This window comes from Asticcacaulis sp. AC460, from assembly GCF_000495795.1.
In the GTDB taxonomy this organism is placed as follows: Bacteria; Pseudomonadota; Alphaproteobacteria; order Caulobacterales; family Caulobacteraceae; genus Asticcacaulis.
Map to the genome: position 1 here is coordinate 66,492 of NZ_AWGD01000010.1, position 17,501 is coordinate 83,992.

9 protein-coding genes are annotated in these 17,501 nt (G+C 63.2%); 6 read left to right on the forward strand and 3 right to left on the reverse strand.

Annotated features, from left to right (window positions below):
- Window positions 1-32: 32 nt before the first annotated feature.
- Both ABAC460_RS50730 and ABAC460_RS48185 read right to left on the reverse strand, forming a co-directional pair.
- Window positions 33-2,384 (reverse strand): calcium-binding protein, encoded by a 2,352-nt coding sequence (locus ABAC460_RS50730; protein ID WP_023452536.1) that lies wholly within the window; start codon window positions 2,382-2,384, stop codon window positions 33-35.
- A gap of 183 nt (window positions 2,385-2,567) precedes the next feature.
- Window positions 2,568-7,490 (reverse strand): beta strand repeat-containing protein, encoded by a 4,923-nt coding sequence (locus ABAC460_RS48185; protein WP_023452537.1) that lies wholly within the window; start codon window positions 7,488-7,490, stop codon window positions 2,568-2,570.
- Between the two features lie 291 nt (window positions 7,491-7,781).
- Between ABAC460_RS48185 and ABAC460_RS31105 the strand changes: the two genes are divergently transcribed.
- The 6 genes from ABAC460_RS31105 to ABAC460_RS31130 all read left to right on the forward strand — a co-directional run bounded on the left by ABAC460_RS31105 (window position 7,782) and on the right by ABAC460_RS31130 (window position 16,345).
- On the forward strand, window positions 7,782-8,888 hold the full coding sequence (locus ABAC460_RS31105) for a helix-turn-helix transcriptional regulator (RefSeq protein WP_023452538.1): 1,107 nt from the start codon (window positions 7,782-7,784) through the stop codon (window positions 8,886-8,888).
- A gap of 873 nt (window positions 8,889-9,761) precedes the next feature.
- Window positions 9,762-11,078, forward strand: a complete 1,317-nt coding sequence (locus ABAC460_RS31110) for a TROVE domain-containing protein (RefSeq protein ID WP_023452539.1) — start codon at window positions 9,762-9,764, stop codon at window positions 11,076-11,078.
- A 4-nt stretch (window positions 11,079-11,082) separates the two neighbouring features.
- A complete protein-coding gene (locus ABAC460_RS31115; RefSeq protein WP_006273682.1) occupies window positions 11,083-11,313 on the forward strand; it encodes a hypothetical protein in 231 nt (76 codons plus the stop codon).
- A gap of 12 nt (window positions 11,314-11,325) precedes the next feature.
- Window positions 11,326-12,717, forward strand: a complete 1,392-nt coding sequence (locus ABAC460_RS31120) for a 3' terminal RNA ribose 2'-O-methyltransferase Hen1 (protein WP_023452540.1) — start codon at window positions 11,326-11,328, stop codon at window positions 12,715-12,717.
- Window positions 12,714-13,835, forward strand: a complete 1,122-nt coding sequence (locus tag ABAC460_RS31125; RefSeq protein WP_023452541.1) for an ankyrin repeat domain-containing protein — start codon at window positions 12,714-12,716, stop codon at window positions 13,833-13,835. Before ABAC460_RS31120 ends, ABAC460_RS31125 begins: the two co-directional genes overlap by 4 nt.
- Window positions 13,832-16,345 carry a polynucleotide kinase-phosphatase gene (locus ABAC460_RS31130; RefSeq protein WP_023452542.1) on the forward strand — a complete coding sequence of 838 codons (2,514 nt, stop codon included), beginning with the start codon at window positions 13,832-13,834 and terminating at the stop codon, window positions 16,343-16,345. The genes ABAC460_RS31125 and ABAC460_RS31130 overlap by 4 nt, the downstream gene beginning before the upstream one ends.
- Here ABAC460_RS31130 and ABAC460_RS31135 read toward each other — a convergent pair.
- The gene (locus ABAC460_RS31135; RefSeq protein WP_023452543.1) at window positions 16,340-17,383 is read right to left on the reverse strand and encodes a glycoside hydrolase family 43 protein; all 1,044 of its coding nucleotides are present in this window, start codon (window positions 17,381-17,383) and stop codon (window positions 16,340-16,342) included. The genes ABAC460_RS31130 and ABAC460_RS31135 overlap by 6 nt on opposite strands.
- Window positions 17,384-17,501 lie beyond the last annotated feature (118 nt).

Here is a 17,501-nt window from a genome sequence, read left to right on the forward strand (position 1 = left end):
AGGGTACCAGCCCATTTCCGCCTTCACAAGTCCTACCACACCATGTGGGCCAGCACGTCCGCCTGGCTGGCGTTCAGCACTGTCACGGTATTCCCGCCGCCCAGATTGACCAGGACATTGGCCCCCGCCTGCGTCACCATGGCCGCATTGGCTGCGCCCGCTGTATAGGCGTTGACATTGATGGTGTCGTTCTGAACGCCTGAGAAGTCGCTGACGGTATCCTTGCCGCTGGCCGCTGTGAACAGGAAGATGTCCGCGCCCAGCCCGCCGGTCAGCATGTCGTTGCCGGTGCCACCGTCCAGAGTGTTGGCGCCAGCGTTGCCGGTCAGGACGTTGGCCAGCGAATTGCCGGTCGCGTTGAGATTGCCCGTTCCCGTCAGTACAAGGGTTTCCACCGCCCGGCCGAACAGCGAGTAACTGACCGATGAAATGACGGTGTCGTTGCCCTGCCAATGCGTTTCGGCGACATTGTCCTGGACGTGGTCAACATAATAGGTGTCGTCGCCGAGGCCACCGGTCATCTTGTCGGCGCCCGTCCCGCCATCCAGCAGGTTGTTGCCGCTGGTGCCGGTCAGGGTGTTGTTGAGCGAATTGCCGGTCGCATTCAGGTTCCCCCCGCCGGTCAGGATCAGGGTTTCCACCGCGCGGCCGAACAGCGAATAGCTGACGCTTGAACAGACGGTGTCATTGCCTTCGCCGTGCTTCTCCTCGACGCTGTCGCCGGCATTCTGGATGTAATAGGTGTCGTCGCCCAGGCCGCCGGACAGGATGTTGTTGCCGGCATTGCCTGTCAGGACGTTGTTGAGACCGTTGCCCGTGCCGCTCAGGTTCGCGCCGCCCAGCAGGACCAGGTTTTCGACGTTGGCCGCCAGCGTCAGGCTGACCACGGTCCGCACCGTATCAGTGCCTTCGCCGCTCAGTTCGTCGACGGTTTCGCCGGCCGAGTTGACCACGAAGGTGTCGTCGCCCAGGCCGCCGTGATAAGCGTCGATGCCGGAACCGCCGTCCAGCCAGTCATTGCCGTCATCGCCATACAGGGCATCGATGCCGCCGCTGCCGCTCAGGGTATCGGCGCCACTAAGGCCATGGATGGTGTCGGCGCCGCCCAGGCCGTCGATATTGTCGGCGTTCGCGTCGCCTTCCAGGTCGTTGGCATTCTCGTCCGGAAAGGGGACGGTGATCTGGAACTGGCGTGTCATGAGGGCCGGGTGGTCCGCAGCGTCACGATAGTTCCACACCACGAACAATGTGTCGCCATCCGAGGTGATCTTCGGGCCGGACTGGCTGCCTATGGTTTCGTCGGCAATTTGGATTTCGCCACCGATCAGGTGACCACTGCTGTCGATCAGTTGCAGGTAGGCGCCGTTGCCGTCGCCATCCTGAGGGTTGCTGGTCCACACCACGGCGAACTTGCCATTGTCGAGCGCCGTGATCTCGGGTGTGCTCTGCGATCCGGAAGTCGTGGTGTTGACACGGAATTCGCTGCCGACCTTTTGGCTGCTGCCGTCGAAAACCTGTCCGTAGACGCCCAGCAGGGAGCCGTCCTGGAGGGTGCTTTGCCAAACAACGATATAGCCACCCGTCTCCGTGGCGACGACCGAAGGCGAACTCTGGCTGCGTGTCGTATAGGTATTGACCTTGACGCGCCCGCCGACAGCCGCGCCGGAGGCGTCGAAGGCCTGGCTGAAAACGTCGAAGCTGGTGCGGCCGCCAACGCTGCTTTCCCAGTCCTGAGCGGCATACACCAGCACGACCTTGTCCCCGAGCGTAAGAATCTCCGGCTGGATCGCTTCCGCTACCGCATGGAAGACGGTGCCGGTGATCTCTCCGGCGTCATCGACGAAGGTCAGTTGAAACCCTTCGGAGCCATTGGAACTGGTTTGCCAGGCCAGGACGAAACTGCCGTCGTCCTTCATGGCGATCAGGGGTTCAAGCCCATCCGCCGACAGGACGACCTCGCCGGTATCGCCGTCCGGATCAGCCAGCAGGTTCACCCGCAGGCCGGCCGCATCGTAGCGTTGCGCCATGATGGTCGACGACTGGATGATGAACTCTTCGGAAACAATCGATTCCGGCACATAGGTAATGCTTGTCCACAGGATGACGAAACCACCGTCGCCCAGGGCAATCGCCCGCGGCTGGCCCTGGTCCTGTTCCGTGGTCGTATTGACCAGGAACTCGCCGCCCAACCTATTGCCGTCGGCGTCGAACATCTGGGCGTGAACATCTTCCCACCACTGACCGACGCCCTCGCCATAGTAGGTGCCGGCCCGCCAGGTCACGACATAGTTGCCGTTGGTGAGAAGGGTTATGGTCTGGCCCGTGATCAGGTCGCTGTTCTCGGTATTGACCTGCGATTCGGCTTCAGCTTCGACGTGCAACATTCCGGAAATCCCCCGCAATCCCTCCGGCGTGCCCCCTTGGCCACCGTCCGGTCACGCAGACCATAATGCGGCGGCCGCCGCCTGTACAGACCCTGTGCGGCGCAGGGGAAAAAGACGAAGGCGGGCGCCTGGAAAGGCGCCCGCCCCGGAGATTATCGCAGGACAATCCATCCGCCCCTCGAATTACCAGACCATGTGGGCCAGGACGTCGGCCTGGCCGGCGTTGAGTACGGTGACCGTGTTGCCGCCGCCAAGGTTGATCAGGACATTCGCCCCGGCCTGTGTGACCATGGCCGCATTGGCTGTGCCGGCCGTGTAGGCGTTGACATTGATGCTGTCGTTTTGGCTTCCGGAGAAGTCGGTGATCGTATCCTTGCCGCTGGCCGCCAGGAAGACGAAGACGTCCGCGCCCAGACCGCCGCTGAAGGTGTCGTTGCCCACGCCGGCTTCCAGACGGTTGGCGCCCGAGTTGCCGGTGAGGATGTTGTTCAGGCTGTTGCCCGTGGCGTTGAGGTTCTCCGTCCCCTGCAGGATCATGTTCTCCACCGCCCGCCCGAACAGGCTGTAGGTCACCGTCGAATAGATGACGTCCGTACCCTGGAAGTGCTGCTCCACGACGAAGTCGTTGACATTCTGGACATAGTAGGTGTCGTCGCCCAACCCACCCGTCAGGATGTTGTTGCCAATATTGCCTGTCAGCACATTGTTCAGGGCATTGCCGGTCAGGTTAAAGTGCTGGTTGCCGGTCAGGGTGGCGTTTTCGGTATTGTCGCCCAGGGTCCAGGTCACGGTCGTAACCACCGTGTCGATGCCCTCATTGGCGTTTTCGATCACGCTGTCGCCGGCATTCTGGACATAGTAGGTGTCGTTGCCGCCGGCGCCGCTCAGCACATTATTGCCGGTATTGCCGGTCAGGGCATTGGCCAGGCTGTTGCCGGTGGCATTGAGGTTGTCGGTTCCCATCAGGAACAGGTTCTCGATCGCCCGCCCGAACAGCGAATAGGCCACCGTCGTATAGACCGTGTCGGTGCCTTCCCAATGTTGTTCGACAACGAAGTCGTTGACGTTCTGGATGTAGTAGGTGTCGTCACCCAGCCCGCCGGTCAGGATGTTATTGCCGACATTGCCGATCAGCACATTGTTGCCAGCGTTACCGGTGGCGTTGACGTGGTTGTTGCCGATCAGGGTCAGGTTCTCAACATTGGCCCCCAGCGTAAAGGTGACGTTCGACAGCACGGCATCCGTGCCCTCGCCCACGCCCTCGGCCACAGTGTCCGTGGTGTTCTGGACATTGTAGGTGTCGTTACCCAGACCGCCGCTCAGGACGTTGACGCCTGAGTTGCCCGTCAGGATATTGTTCAGTTCGTTGCCGGTGCCGTTGTTCGCCGCGGTTCCGGTCAGCAGCAGGATCTCGACATTGGCGCCCAGGGTCCAGCTGACACTGGAGCGGACCGTATCCGTCCCGGCGCCTTCGGCTTCGGTGGTGACGTCGCCCGCGGCATCGACGACATAGGTGTCACTGCCCAGACCGCCCACAAGCGTATCATTCCCGGCCGCGCCGTCCAGCCAGTTGACCGCGTCATTGCCCGTCAGGGTGTTGTTGAGGGCATTGCCCGTCCCGGTGTTGGCGCCGGCACCGGTCAGGACCAGGTTCTCGATGCTATTGCCCAGGGTGTAGGTGCGGGCGGACAGAACTGTGTCCGTCCCCTGCCCGTCCAGTTCGGTGACGAGATCGCCGTCGGAATTGACGATGAAGGTGTCGTCGCCCAGTCCACCGGCCATGGTGTCGTTGCTGGCTCCGCCATCCAGCAGGTTATTGCCGTCGTTGCCCGTCAGGCGGTTGGCCGCGAGGTTACCCGTGCCGGTCAGGTTTTCCGACCCCGTAAGGGTGAGGTTTTCGAAATTGGTCAAGAGCGTGTAACTGAACGCCGTCACCACCGTATCCGTACCGCCGCCGGCCTGTTCGACCAACGTATCGCCCAGTTGATCGAGATAGTAGGTATCGTTGCCGGCAAGGCCGCTCAGGATATTGACACCCGCATTGCCCCGCAGCGCGTTGTTCAGCCCGTTGCCCGTGCCGTTGATCGCGGCCTCCCCGGTCAGGGTCAGGTTTTCAACATTGGCGGTCAGGGTGTAGGTCCGGCCGGACAGGACCGTGTCCGTACCCTGGCCGGCCTGTTCGCTGACCACATCGATCGCCGCCTCAACCACGAAAGTGTCGTCGCCCAGCCCGCCCATCATGGTGTCGAACCCGGCGCCGCCGTCGAGATAGTCGTTGCCGTCGCCGCCGGAAAGAAGGTCCTGGCCGACACCGCTCTTCAGCGTATCGTTGCCGCCACCCCCGCTCAGATTGCGCTGCAGCACCGTGGTCGTGGCGCTGGCGTCATAGCCGTCATCGTGGACGCCGCCCTTGAAGGCTTCGATATCGTCCTCGCCGCTCAACACCCACTTGATACCCACGCTGGCTTGGGTCATGTCGATGGTGTCATAGCCGGCGCCGCCATAGAGCTCGACGAGGTTGCCGTCCTGACGGCTCCAAATGACGAAGACGTCGTCGCCGTCCTCACCGAAGGCAAGATCGTTGCCGAAGATCTGGAAGGTGTCGTTGCCGATACCGCCGATCAGGGTATCGACGCCGCTGCCGCCGAAGCCGCTCAGGTTGTCGTCGCCGGCGCCGCCCTGGATGCGGTTGGCTTCGTAATTGCCGTGCAGGGTGTCGTTACCGGTGCCGCCGATCAGGTTTTCGATGCCGGAATAGGTAACAATGCCGGAACCGATGATATCCCAGGGCTGGTTCAGGATGATGTTCACGCCGTTGACCAACTTGGTGAAGTCCATGGTGTCGATGCCGTCGCCGCCCTGGATGGTGTCATTGCCGTCACCGATCACATCCACCGGCGCGGTCGACCCCCAGAAGAAGGTATCGTCGCCGGCGCCGCCGACCAGGGTCTCGTCCTGGAAGCTGGTGTTATAGATCACGTCATTGCCGTCGCCGCCGTCCATGTAGTTGGTGCCGCTGCCGCCGGACAGGAAGTCGTTACCGCCCATGCCGTAGAAGGTGTCACCGCCGCCGGCGCCATCGGCCGGAGCCAGGTCGAACAGACGGTCGCTGCCGGCCGTGCCGCTGATGCTGTCGGCATAGACCGAGCCGAAGACGCCGATTTCCTCGAAATTGGCGTAAGACCCGCCAGACGCCGCGGCCAGGGTAGCAAAGGCATCGCCCGTCGACAGATCCAGGTTCAGGGCAGAGCCGCGGCCGAAGAAGGACACGAAGATGCGGTCGATGACATTGACCGGCTGGCCACCGCCGTCGGCGCTGTCGCCCAGGCCGACATAGAAGGTGTCGCCGCCCATGCCACCGATGAGGGTGTCGGCGGCATTGTCTTCCACCGCCAGGCCGGCCGTCTCATTGGCCGCATGCCACACAACGCTGCCGCCCGTGCCGACATTGATGGTGTCCGCGCCGCTGCCGCCCCATACGCGGTCGAAACCGTTGCCGGTATTGATGACGTCATTGCCGTCCAGACCGTGGACAATATCGTTGTTGTTGCCCGTGGTGATCGTCAGTGCCTCGATGTTGGCGGCGGTCAGGCCCGCACCGGTCCAGGTGATGCTGTAACCGCCACCGGCGTTTTTGTCAGCGGTCACCACCGTCAGCTTGTCACTGAGATCGATCACCAGCCTGTCCGAACCCGCGCCGCCGTCGACGCTGTCGCCCTGACCGCCGTTCAGCACGTCGTCGCCGTCACCGCCGTTCAGCGTATCATTGCCGTCGCCACCGGTCAGGGTGTCGTTGCCGCCCAGGCCATCGATCGAGTCGTCACCGGCCAGGCCGTCAATGGTGTTGGGGGCGGCATCGCCTTGCAATGTGTCGCTACCGGCCGACGGGATGGCGGCATTGGACATTGTGAATTGACGGGTGAAGATACTGGGATGACCTTCAGCGTCCGGTCCGGACCAGGTAACGACGATGGTATCGCCATCGGACGCGACCTTAACGCCGCGTTGAGACCCCACCGTCTCGTCGGCGATGCGGATCTCCTCGCCAATCAGGTTGCCGAGGCTGTCGGTGATTTGCATATAGACGCCCCAGCTGGAGCCGTCCTGAGCGTTGCTTTGCCACACCACCGCGAAATAACCGCCATCCAGCGCGGTAACATCCGGAACGGTCTGCGAGCCGGTCGTATAGGTGTTGACCCTGAATTCGGACTGGACGCGGTTGCCATTTGAATCGAAGACCTGGCCATAGATTCCGTAGGACGACCCGTCCTGGTTCTGGCTGGCCCAGACCGCGACAAAACCGCCGTCGTCGGTCGCCGCAACATCCACCAGGTACTGATGCCCCGGCGTGTAGGTATTGATCAGGACAGGCGTCCCCACCGCCGTGCCCGTGGTATCGAACTTCTGGCCGTAAATATTCATACCGGCCCCGGCGACGAAGACGGCATAGAGCAGCATGGCGCCGCCCGCGCCCGCGTTGTCGAGGAAGGCGAGTTGCGGCGTTACGTCCTCATGGGCCACCGCGTGGAAGGTGCTGACGGCGACATCACCTGCCTCATCGACGTAGCTGAGCTGGAAACCCGCAACGCCTCCGATCTCCGTCTGCCAGGCCATCAGGAAGCCACCATCTTCCGCCACGGCCACTGTCGGCGCCCACCCGTTCGGTGCCAGGACCACTTCACCGACGTCGCCGCCGGCTTCGTTGTACAGGTTGACGCGGGCGCCGGAAGCGTCGAAGCGCTGCGCCAGGATCGACGTGCCGGTGACGATATAGGTCTTGTCCAGGATGCTGGCCGGATCGTAGAACGTCGTCTGGTAAAGGACGATAAAGCCGCCGTCGGCCATGGGGACGACGCTGGCCAGGGCCTGATCCTGGTCGGTCGCGGTATTGACCATGAACTGGCTTCCAACCTTGTTCCCTGCGGCATCGAAAATCTGGGCATGGATGTCGGCCCAGTACCACTCCGTGTTTTCCGGCGTAAGATTCCCGCCATTCCAGGTAATGACATAACCACCATCCGCCAGGTAGGTAACGGTTTCGGCGGACATCTGGTCGAAGTCGAGGCCGTTGACTTCGGATTCGACGCCGTTTTGGAGTTGCAGCATATGGAAAGTCCCCTGTAGGCGCGGCGCATACGTTTCGGCCGCCTGATGCGGCCGCCCCCACGGCGCCGCTTTTGTGACATTAGAAATCATCGATAGGGCTTCAAGCGCATACCCAATATTGGGTAGGAAACGGCGAAAAGACCGGTCGCAAAGCGTCCCAGGCGAATTCGAACGCAACCGGTACGCGATTTACAAGTAACTGAGTTATTTGAAGTTTCTTTACATGATGGCCGTTCCGTCATTAACTCTCCGCACGATGAGACCTCGCTGCACGAGGTTCAGGGGAATGACGTGTCAATCAGCGAAGCCGCGGTCGCGGCAACGATCGAGTCCTTCCAGTCCGCCGCCCTGGGCGGATCGTGGATGTCCGCGTTGGAAAACCTGGCAGCGGCCACGCATTCCCATGCCGGCCAATTGATCGGACTGGGCGACAACGCCGCCGTGCCGTTCAACTGGCTGAGCGGCCTGCCGCCGCAAGCCATCCCCGAATTCGTCCTGGCCGGTGGTGGCGATGTCCGCGTCAATTCGCGCGTCCGCATCGGCAGCCGGGCGGCGGAACTCCAGGTTCTCAACGAGGACGCCTTTACCACGGCCGAGGATTGCCGGCGCAACCCTGACTTTGGGGCGTGGATCAAGACGTACGAGGTCGAGATCACCTGCCTCAGCCCGTTGCTGCGTCAGGACGACATGCTGGTCGGCATGGCGGTCGGCCGCAGCGAAAGCCTGGGGCTCTACGACGATGAAGAAAAGCGCGCCTACGCCGCCATCGCCGCCCATGCACGCGCCGCCGTGCGCACTCAGATGGCGATCGAAGGACAGAGCTTGGGCCTAGTCCACAGCCTGCTGGACGCCATGGCGGCGGCGGCCTTTGTCTGCGACGCCTCGGGCCGCATCCGCGCCATGTCACCGCGCGGCGAGGCCTTGCTGGCCGCTGGCCGCTGGCTGAAGGTGGCGCGCGGGCGGCTGACCACGCGCAACGACGCCTATGGCCGCCGCTTCGACTACGCCCTGGCCAGTGTTTCAGGCATGGACCTGACGGCGCCGCACCGGCCGCCCGACGCCATGGTGCTGCGCGACGACACGGGTGGCGACTATCTCCATCTCGAATTCACCGCCATTCCGGGCGAGCACCGCCGCTTCGGTTTGTCGGCCATGGTTATCGCCCGCACCATGCGCCATGAGATCCGCCGCACGGCCGAACTGGCGCGGCAGTTGTTCAATCTGACTCCGGCCGAGGCCATGGTCGCCGCCCACCTGGCGGCCGGCCGCGGCCCCCAATCGATTGCCGACGAAACGGGCAAGTCGATCGGTACGATCCGGACGCAGATCCGCAGCATTTTCGACAAGGCCGGGGTGCAGTCACAGCTGGAACTGGTGGCAGCCTTGACGCTGGACTAGTTGCAATTGCAACACACTGTGTGGCGCCGATGTGTGACATGAAATTTTTCTGTTGCGTCATGCAACGATTTTAATTATCTCCCCCGCTTGTCGCGGCTTCGGCCGGGACGCGCCGCAGTGGCGCAGACAGCGATTACATCGTTAACCCATAGGTCGCCGGTTCGAATCCGGCCGGGGTCCGCCCCGTAGCTCAGACTGGTAGAGCAATGGAGAATATCGCTGCCGACCTATTCCCTGCGGCGAGCCTTCGGTGGCGCAGATATCGCTTACTTCGTCTTGAAAACGCCCAGTGCGATATCGTCTTTTCCCCGAATGCACATCCCGTGGGGGGATCAGTTTTCCGTGGTGGTGGCCGCGATTACTTCGTAGCACAAACCCAGACAGTCCTTGCCTTTGCAATGGTGGCAAAACGGCATGTGTGCAGCGATATGAACAATCGCCTTGGCTGTAAGAAGTGTGGCCGGGAGTTCCCGGAAGATTGAAAAAATTTGTTGCACTACGCAACAAGTTTCTGTAGTAACTTATAACTTCGGACAGGCCCGATCAGGGAACCATCCGGAAACCTTAAGATCCAGGTGGCGCAGGAGTCGGTTACTTCGCCTGTCACGCGGAAGAAGCGGGTTCAAATCCCGCCACGGTTTCGACCGTGTAGCTTAATCGGTTAAAGCGCCTTCCGTCTCCGTCCATACCCCTGGATCTGCCTAACCGGCAGCAGCGTGACGCGTTCCTAGTCACGCCCGGCGCCTTTATCTCCACTGCCCTGGCCGGAAAGTTCCGCCGCCAGCGCCCCAGCCCATATTTTCACGCGTGATGCCGCCGGACATGGGTCCGGGGACCGGATCGTCACGCCCAGATGCCAGAAGAGGTGCAACCATGCGGTTGAACATTTTCCAAAAACGCCCCGGCATCACGCATGAGGGCGCCCCCGCGCGGGAACTGACGGCGGCACAAAAGCTGCGCCGTTCGGTCCTGTCCTGCCTGTTGTGGGAAAACGAATTCTACGAAGACGGTCAGTCCATCGCCGACCGTATCCTGAGCCTGGCCGTCGAGGCCGGCCCCCAGACCGTTGCCGCCCTGGCCATCGAGGCGCGCGAACAGATGAAGCTGCGCCATGCGCCGCTTTTGCTGCTCGTCGCCCTGATCCAGGCCGGTGGCCTCCTGGTGGCGCCGACCATTGAACGCGTCATCCAGCGCGCCGACGAGCTGACCGAACTGGTCGCGCTCTATTGGCGTAACGGCAAGCGTCCGCTGTCGAAGCAGATGAAGCTGGGCCTGGCCCGCGCCTTCGTCAAGTTCGACGCCTACGCCCTGGCCAAGTATGACCGTGATGGCCCGGTACGTCTGCGCGACGTGCTGTTCCTCAGCCACGCCAAGCCGAAAGACGAGGCGCAGGCCGCGATCTGGAAGCAGCTGGCGGACCGCACCCTGGCGTCCCCGGACACCTGGGAGGTCGCGCTGTCGGGCGGGGCGGACAAAGGTGAAACCTTCACCCGCCTGTTGGCCGAGCGCAAGCTGGGTTACCTGGCCCTGTTGCGTAACCTGCGCAACATGGACCAGGCGGGTGTCGACGAAGCCCTGGTCACCGAAGCCATCCTGGCGCGTCGCGGCGCGGAACGGGTTCTGCCCTTCCGTTACGTGGCGGCGGCCCGGGCGGCGCCGCGCTTCGAACGCTGGCTGGACGAGGCCCTGATGGAAACCGTCCTGGAACAGCCGGTATTTGCCGGCCGGACCATCGTGCTGGTCGACGTCTCCCCGTCCATGAACGTGCCTTTATCGGCGCGTTCGGACCTGACGCGGATGGTGGCGGCCGCGACCCTGGGCGCGATCATACCGGGTGATCTGCGCGTCTTCTCCTTCTCGAACGAGGTGGTGGAAGTGCCGGCGCGCCGCGGCATGGCCGGTGTCGATGCGATCCTGCGGTCGCAGCCCTACAACGGTACGCTGCTGGGCAAGGCGATGACCAGGATCAACGCGATCCCCCACGATCGCCTGATCGTCATCACCGACGAACAGTCGCAGGACCCCGTGCCCGATCCGGTCGCGGCCAAGGCGTACATGATCAACGTCGCTTCCAATCGGAACGGCGTCGGTTATGGCCGCTGGACGCACATCGACGGTTTTTCCGAGAATGTGCTGAGCTATATTCGCGAACATGAGTCGTTTGATTGTGTGAACGAAGAAAGGGTCTGACGGCATGAGCGCCGAGGAACTGAGGCAGGCGGCCATCCTCTTGTTCGGCGAACGCGGCTGGATGTCGCGTTTGTCCGAAGCCTTGGGGGTGGACCGCTCCTCGGTGTCTCGGTGGTTCGCCGGGCTGCCGGTCCCCGGACCGGTGGCCGCCGCCGTCGCGGCCTGGCTCAAACTGTATGAACTTACGGGCGAAACTCCCTATGAGATCGAAGGTCTGATCGATCCGAAAGAATAGTATAGATCGATCATGCTCCTGACTCTCTCCACCACGCACCAACCGGCCACCGATCTCGGCTTCCTGCTGCACAAGCATCCCGAGCGCCTGCACAGCCAGGAATTTTCGTTCGGCGAAGGCCATGTCTTCTATCCCGACGTGCGCGACGACCTGTGCACGGCGGCGCTGGTGCTGGACATCGATCCGGTCGGCCTGATCCGCAAAAAGGGTCCGGCCAATGACGGCTTTGCGCTGGACCAGTATGTCAACGACCGACCCTATGCCGCCTCGTCCTTCCTGAGCGTCGCCATCGGCCAGTTCTTCCGTACCGCCATGACCGGCCGGTCGAAGGACCGTCAGGACCTGGCCGACGCCGAACTCCTTTACGAAGTCCGCATTCCCGTCCTGCCGTGCCGCGGCGGAGAAATCACCCTACGCCGGCTGTTCGAGCCGCTGGGCTACACGGTCGCGGCCACGCGCCTGGCGCGCGACGAAGCCTTTCCGGCCTGGGGCGACAGCGCCTATTACGACGTCACCCTGACCGTCACCGCCCGCCTGGCGATGGTGTTGAAGCACCTCTATGTCCTGATCCCGGTGCTGGACGACGACAAGCATTACTGGGTCGGCGACGACGAGGTCGACAAGCTGCTGCGCCAGGGCGAGGGCTGGCTGGACGGCCATCCCGACAAGGACCTGATCGCCCGGCGCTACCTCAAAAACATGAGGAGCCTGACCGAGCAGGCCCTGGAACGGCTGTCCGATGGCGAGCCCGAAGCCGAGCCGGCCGTCGAAGACCCGCAGGAGGAAAAGCTCGAAAAGAAGATCAACCTGAACCAGCAGCGCCTGGACTGGGTGGTCGCCACCCTGAAGGCGCGCGAGGCGAAAACCGTGGTCGATATGGGCTGCGGCGAAGGTCGCCTGGTCGGTATGCTGTCCAAGGACCTGGCGTTCGAAAAGATCACCGGCTGCGACGTGTCGCTGCGGGCGCTGGAGATCGCGCGGGCCCGGCTGAACTTCGGGCGCATGCCGGAGTTCCAGCTCAAGCGCATCCAGTTGCTGCAGACCTCGCTGGTCTATCGCGACAAGCGCCTGGCCGGCTACGACGCCGCCACCGTGATAGAGGTGATCGAGCATCTGGAGCCCGAACGGCTGGAGGCGTTTACGCGCTCGATCTTCAAGGATGCAGCACCCGGCCTGGTCATCCTGACCACGCCCAATGCCGAGTATAACGCCCTGTTCGAAAACCTGCCGCCGGGCAAGTTCCGCCACCACGACCACCGGTTCGAATGGACGCGGGCGGAATTCGAAACCTGGGCCCACACGACGGCGGGGCGTTACAGCTACACCGTCGAATTCGCCGCCATCGGCGATCACCATGAAACCCTCGGTGCTCCGACCCAGGCCGGGATTTTTTGGAAGTCATGAACACCTTACGCAAGGCGCTGTTTCGGGCGCTGGAAAAATCCGACCTGAACATGCTGCGCGCCGTCCTGGCGCAGGGTGTATCGCTGGCCTACGAGGCAGGTGACCCCGATCCCGTGTGTTTCGCCGCGGCGCATACGGTCTCGGACCTGGCGATGCTGCAATGCCTGCATGACGCCGGCGCCGACGTGAAGGCGCGCGAACCCCAGTACCAGGACAGCCTGCTGCACTGGGCGGTTAAAGCTGAGGACGACCGGATTCTGCCGTGGCTGATCGAACAGGGCCTGGATGTCAACGCCGTGAATGCGCGCAGCAGAACGCCGCTGTTCTTCGCTGTTCCAGCAATGGCGGTGTATGCAGAGCCCGATGAGCTGATCGTTTCGGTGCGTGATATCCAGGTACTGCTGGCGGCGGGCGCGTCGGTCAACGTCATCGACGCCGACACTTCGACACCGCTGCGGCAGGCGGCTATCGCCGGCGCTGCGGAGGTTGTCGCGGTGTTGCTTTCCCACGGCGCTGACGTTCATGCGCGCCGTGCCGACGGCTGTACCGCCCTCCACCTGATCGGGTTGCTGGCACCGGACGATATACGCGACAGTCACCTTGCCGTCATTGACCAACTGCTGGCGACCGGTGCCGACCTGGAAGCGCGGGACGAAGACGGCTGGACACCGCTGATCGCCGCCGCCGCCCACAACAATCTGCCTGTTTTCGAGCACCTGCTGCAACGCGGCGCCGATCCGGAGGCCGGCGATGGCAATGTGCTGCGCCTGCTGATGATTGAAGGGAGCGACCCATTGCTCGACAGATTGTTGGGAGAGGACGTTGCCATTGACAGGCCGTTCGGGGACGAAGTTCTGAGACCACTCGGCGTCGCAGCGCATAACGGTTATCTCTACGGCGTCCAGACATTGCTGGATCGTGGCGCCGACATCGAAGCCGAGACGATCGACGGCGAAACCGCCTTGCTGATGGCCGTGCGCAAGCGCGAGCACGACGTCGTGGCGCATCTCCTCAGCCGCGGCGCCAATCGTCATCACGCCGACCACTACAACAACACGCCCCTGAGTTGGGCCCAACGGCGCGGCGATGCCCGCCTGATCGAACTGTTATCCGCATGACCGATATTACCCTTCCCGACCTGTCCCTGGTGGTGCTGATCGGCGCCTCGGGCTCCGGCAAGTCGTCCTTTGCCCGCAAGCATTTCCTCCCGACCGAGGTCATCTCCTCGGACTATTGCCGCGGCCTGGTCAGCGACGACGAGAACAACCAGGCGGCCAGCAAGGACGCCTTCGAGGTGCTGCACTTCATCGCCGGCAAGCGCCTGGCCGCCGGCCGGCTGACGGTGGTCGACGCCACCAGCGTCCAGCCGGAGTCGCGTAAGGGGCTGGTCGACCTGGCACGGCGTTACCATGTCATCCCGGTGGCCATAGTGCTCAACCTGCCGCGCGAGGTCTGCCATGCCCGCAACCAGTCCCGGCCCGACCGCGACTTCGGCAAGGGCGTGGTCTGGGGTCAGACAGATTCGCTGCGCCGGTCGCTGAAGGGCCTGAAAAAGGAAGGCTTCAGCCAGGTGACCGTCCTCGATTCCGTCGAGGCGATCGACGCCGTGCGCATCGAGCGCCGCCCGCTGTGGCCCGACAAGAAGATCGAGACCGGCCCCTTCGATATCATCGGTGATGTCCATGGCTGCTTCGACGAACTGCACGCCCTGATGCTGAAGCTGGGCTATGTCGTCAAAGGCCGCGAACCCTACTGCGTGTCCCATCCCGAAGGCCGCCAGCTGATCCTGGCCGGCGACCTGGTCGATCGCGGGCCGAAAACGCCCGAGGTGCTGCGCATCGTCATGGACATGGTCGAATCCGGCGTGGCCTACTGCGTCAACGGCAACCACGACGAAAAGCTGAAAAAGGCGCTGAGCGGCCGCGACGTCAAGGTCGCCCATGGCCTGGCGGAATCCCTGGAACAGCTGGCGCTGGAAACCCCGGAGTTTCGCAAGCGGGTGGTCGATTTCCTCGACGGCGTGGTCAGCCACTATGTCTTCGATGGCGGGCGTCTGGCCGTATCCCACGCCGGTCTGAAGGAACATTATATCGGACGCGGATCGCCGCGCATCCGCAGCTTCGCCATGTTCGGCGAGACCACGGGCGAGACCGATGAGTTCGGCCTGCCGGTGCGCTACAACTGGGCGCGGGATTATCGCGGCTCTACCATGCTGGTCTATGGCCATACGCCGGTGCCCGAGCCCGAATGGCTGAACCGCACGATCAACATCGACACCGGCTGCGTTTTCGGCGGCAAGCTGACGGCGCTGCGCTATCCTGAAAAGGAGATCGTGCAGGTCGACGCGGCGCAGGTCTATTGCGAACCCGTGCGGCCGATCGGCCATGGCCGCGACGAACGCGAACCCGACATGATCGATATCGAGGATGTCACCGGCAAGCGCGTGGTCGAAACCGCGCTGACCCGCAACATCGTCATCCGCGACGAGAACGCCATGGCGGCGCTGGAAGTTATGAGCCGCTTCGCCGTCGATCCGCGCCTGCTTGTCTATCTGCCGCCGACCATGTCGCCGCCGGAGACCTCAAAGCTGGACGGCTGGCTGGAGCATCCGATCGAAGCCTTCGACTATTATCGCCAGAACGGCGTGACCCAGGTCATCGCCCAGGAAAAGCATATGGGTTCACGCGCCGTGGTGGTGCTGGGGCGCACGGCGGCGGCTGTCGAACAGCGGTTCGGCATTTCGGCCGGCCTGGGCACGGTCTATACACGGACGGGACGCGCCTTCTTCAACGATCGCGCGCTGGAACAGGCGTTTCTCGCCCGCCTTGGCGAGGCCGTGACCAAGGCCGGCCTGTGGGATGACCTGGCCAGCGACTGGCTGTGCCTGGACGCCGAGATCCTGCCATGGTCGGCCAAGGCCATGGCGCTGCTGGAGCAGCAATATGCTCCCGTCGGCGCCGCCGCGACCCATGTGTTGCCGGTGGCGGCGGAACTGCTGGCGCGCGCCGGTCAGGCCGAGCTGGCGGCGAAGATGACGGCCCGCGCCGATATGGCCGGCGCCTATCGCGAGGCCTACCGGCATTATTGCTGGGAGGTCGGGGGACTCGACGACTACCGCATCGCGCCCTTCCATGTCCTGGCGCATGAGGGGTCGTGCAATATGGACCGCGATCACCTGTGGCATATGGAGGTCATCGACCGGCTGTGCGCGGTTGATCCCTTCGTTAAGGCGACCGAGCGCAAGGTCATCGACCTGGCCGACGACGCCCAGGTGGCTGAAGCCACCGCCTGGTGGGAAGCGCAAACCGCGGCCGGCATGGAGGGCATGGTGGTCAAGCCTCTGGCCTTCACCGTGAAGGGGCCGAAGGGCCTGGTCCAGCCGGGCGTGAAGTGTCGCGGGCGGGAATATCTGCGCATCATCTACGGCCCGGAATATACGGCGCCGGAGCACCTCAAGCGGCTGAAGGCGCGCAATGTCGGCGGCAAGCGGGCTTTGGCCGGGCGCGAATATGCCCTGGGTTATGAGGCGCTGACCCGCTTCGTGGCAAGGGAGCCGCTGTATCGCGTCCACGAAGCGGTGTTCGGCGTACTGGCGCTGGAAAGCGAACCGGTCGATCCGCGGCTATGATGCAAGCGGGCCGTTCTTGACCGGCTCGCCGAAGTCGGGCGTGCCGTCGGCCTTGTACGTGACCAACTGCATCCGCGTATGGCGGTTGGGATCGTGCAGCGGCTCGCCGTCGATCTTCTGGTAATCGCGCGCATGATAGACCAACACGTCGCGGCCCTTTTCGTCGACCGTAAAGCTGTTGTGACCCGGGCCCCAGACATTGTTGGCGGGTGAACTTTTGAACACCGGCACCGGCGACTTGGTCCACGATGCCGGGTTCATCAGGTCGGCATCCTCCGATGCCGTCAGCATGCCCATGCAGTAGTTCTCGTCCGTGGCGCTGGCCGAATAGGTCAGGAAGATCCGGCCCGTATGAACCAGGAAGGCCGGGCCTTCATTGACCTTGTAGCCGATGATTTCCCAGTCGAGGGTCGGTACGGTCAGGCGCGCCGGCGCGGCGGCCAGCTTGATCGGCGAGGCCAGCGGCGCCAGGTAGATGTTGCTGTTGGTGTGGATGCCCGGCTCGGATTGCGCCCAGCACAAGTAGCGCGTGCCGCGGTGCTCGAACAGGGTGGCGTCCAGCGTAAAGGTGTCCCATGGCGTCTCGACCTTGCCCAGCAGGCTCCAGTTCAGGTTCAGCGGATTGGCGTCGGTATTGGTCAGGACGTAGGTGCGCACCCGGAAGACATCGCCCTTGTCGCCGGCGCCGAAATAGATGTGCCACTTACCGTCGAAATAATGGATTTCCGGCGCCCAGATATAGCCGCCCATCTTGCCTTCGGTCGGCCGGCGCCACAATACCACCTCTTCGGCATCCGCCAGACCCGCCAGGGTCTTGGAGCGGCGTCCGACCAGGCAGTCGAAGTCCGGCGCCGTCGCCATCAGATAGTAATAGCCGTCCGTGTGCTTGTAGACCTGCGGGTCGGCGCGCTGCAGCACCAGCGGATTGACGATCGCGTGGGCCTCTCCGGCCAAGGCAGAGGTGGCGGCCAAACTTGCTGAGGTAAGGCCGGCGGCGGCCGAGGCGGTCAGGACAGTACGGCGGGTCATGTGGGGCATAGCTGGCTCTTGGAGGGCAATTACACCCTATATATGTCGGACAAATAAAGAAGGCCAGCGCAAACTTGCGTGACCAATTGGTCACATAATTCGTCACATTTGCAACAGACTCTTTCCC

Excerpts from the sequence above, each read along its gene's own strand:
- ABAC460_RS31135 (WP_023452543.1), bottom strand. The coding sequence starts at position 17,383 with ATGCCCCACATGACCCGCCGTACTGTCCTGACCGCCTCGGCCGCCGCC.
- ABAC460_RS31115 (WP_006273682.1), top strand. The coding sequence starts at position 11,083 with ATGAGCGCCGAGGAACTGAGGCAGGCGGCCATCCTCTTGTTCGGCGAA.
- ABAC460_RS31110 (WP_023452539.1), top strand. The coding sequence starts at position 9,762 with ATGCGGTTGAACATTTTCCAAAAACGCCCCGGCATCACGCATGAGGGC.
- ABAC460_RS48185 (WP_023452537.1), bottom strand. The coding sequence starts at position 7,490 with ATGCTGCAACTCCAAAACGGCGTCGAATCCGAAGTCAACGGCCTCGAC.
- ABAC460_RS31120 (WP_023452540.1), top strand. The coding sequence starts at position 11,326 with ATGCTCCTGACTCTCTCCACCACGCACCAACCGGCCACCGATCTCGGC.
- ABAC460_RS50730 (WP_023452536.1), bottom strand. The coding sequence starts at position 2,384 with ATGTTGCACGTCGAAGCTGAAGCCGAATCGCAGGTCAATACCGAGAAC.
- ABAC460_RS31130 (WP_023452542.1), top strand. The coding sequence starts at position 13,832 with ATGACCGATATTACCCTTCCCGACCTGTCCCTGGTGGTGCTGATCGGC.
- ABAC460_RS31125 (WP_023452541.1), top strand. The coding sequence starts at position 12,714 with ATGAACACCTTACGCAAGGCGCTGTTTCGGGCGCTGGAAAAATCCGAC.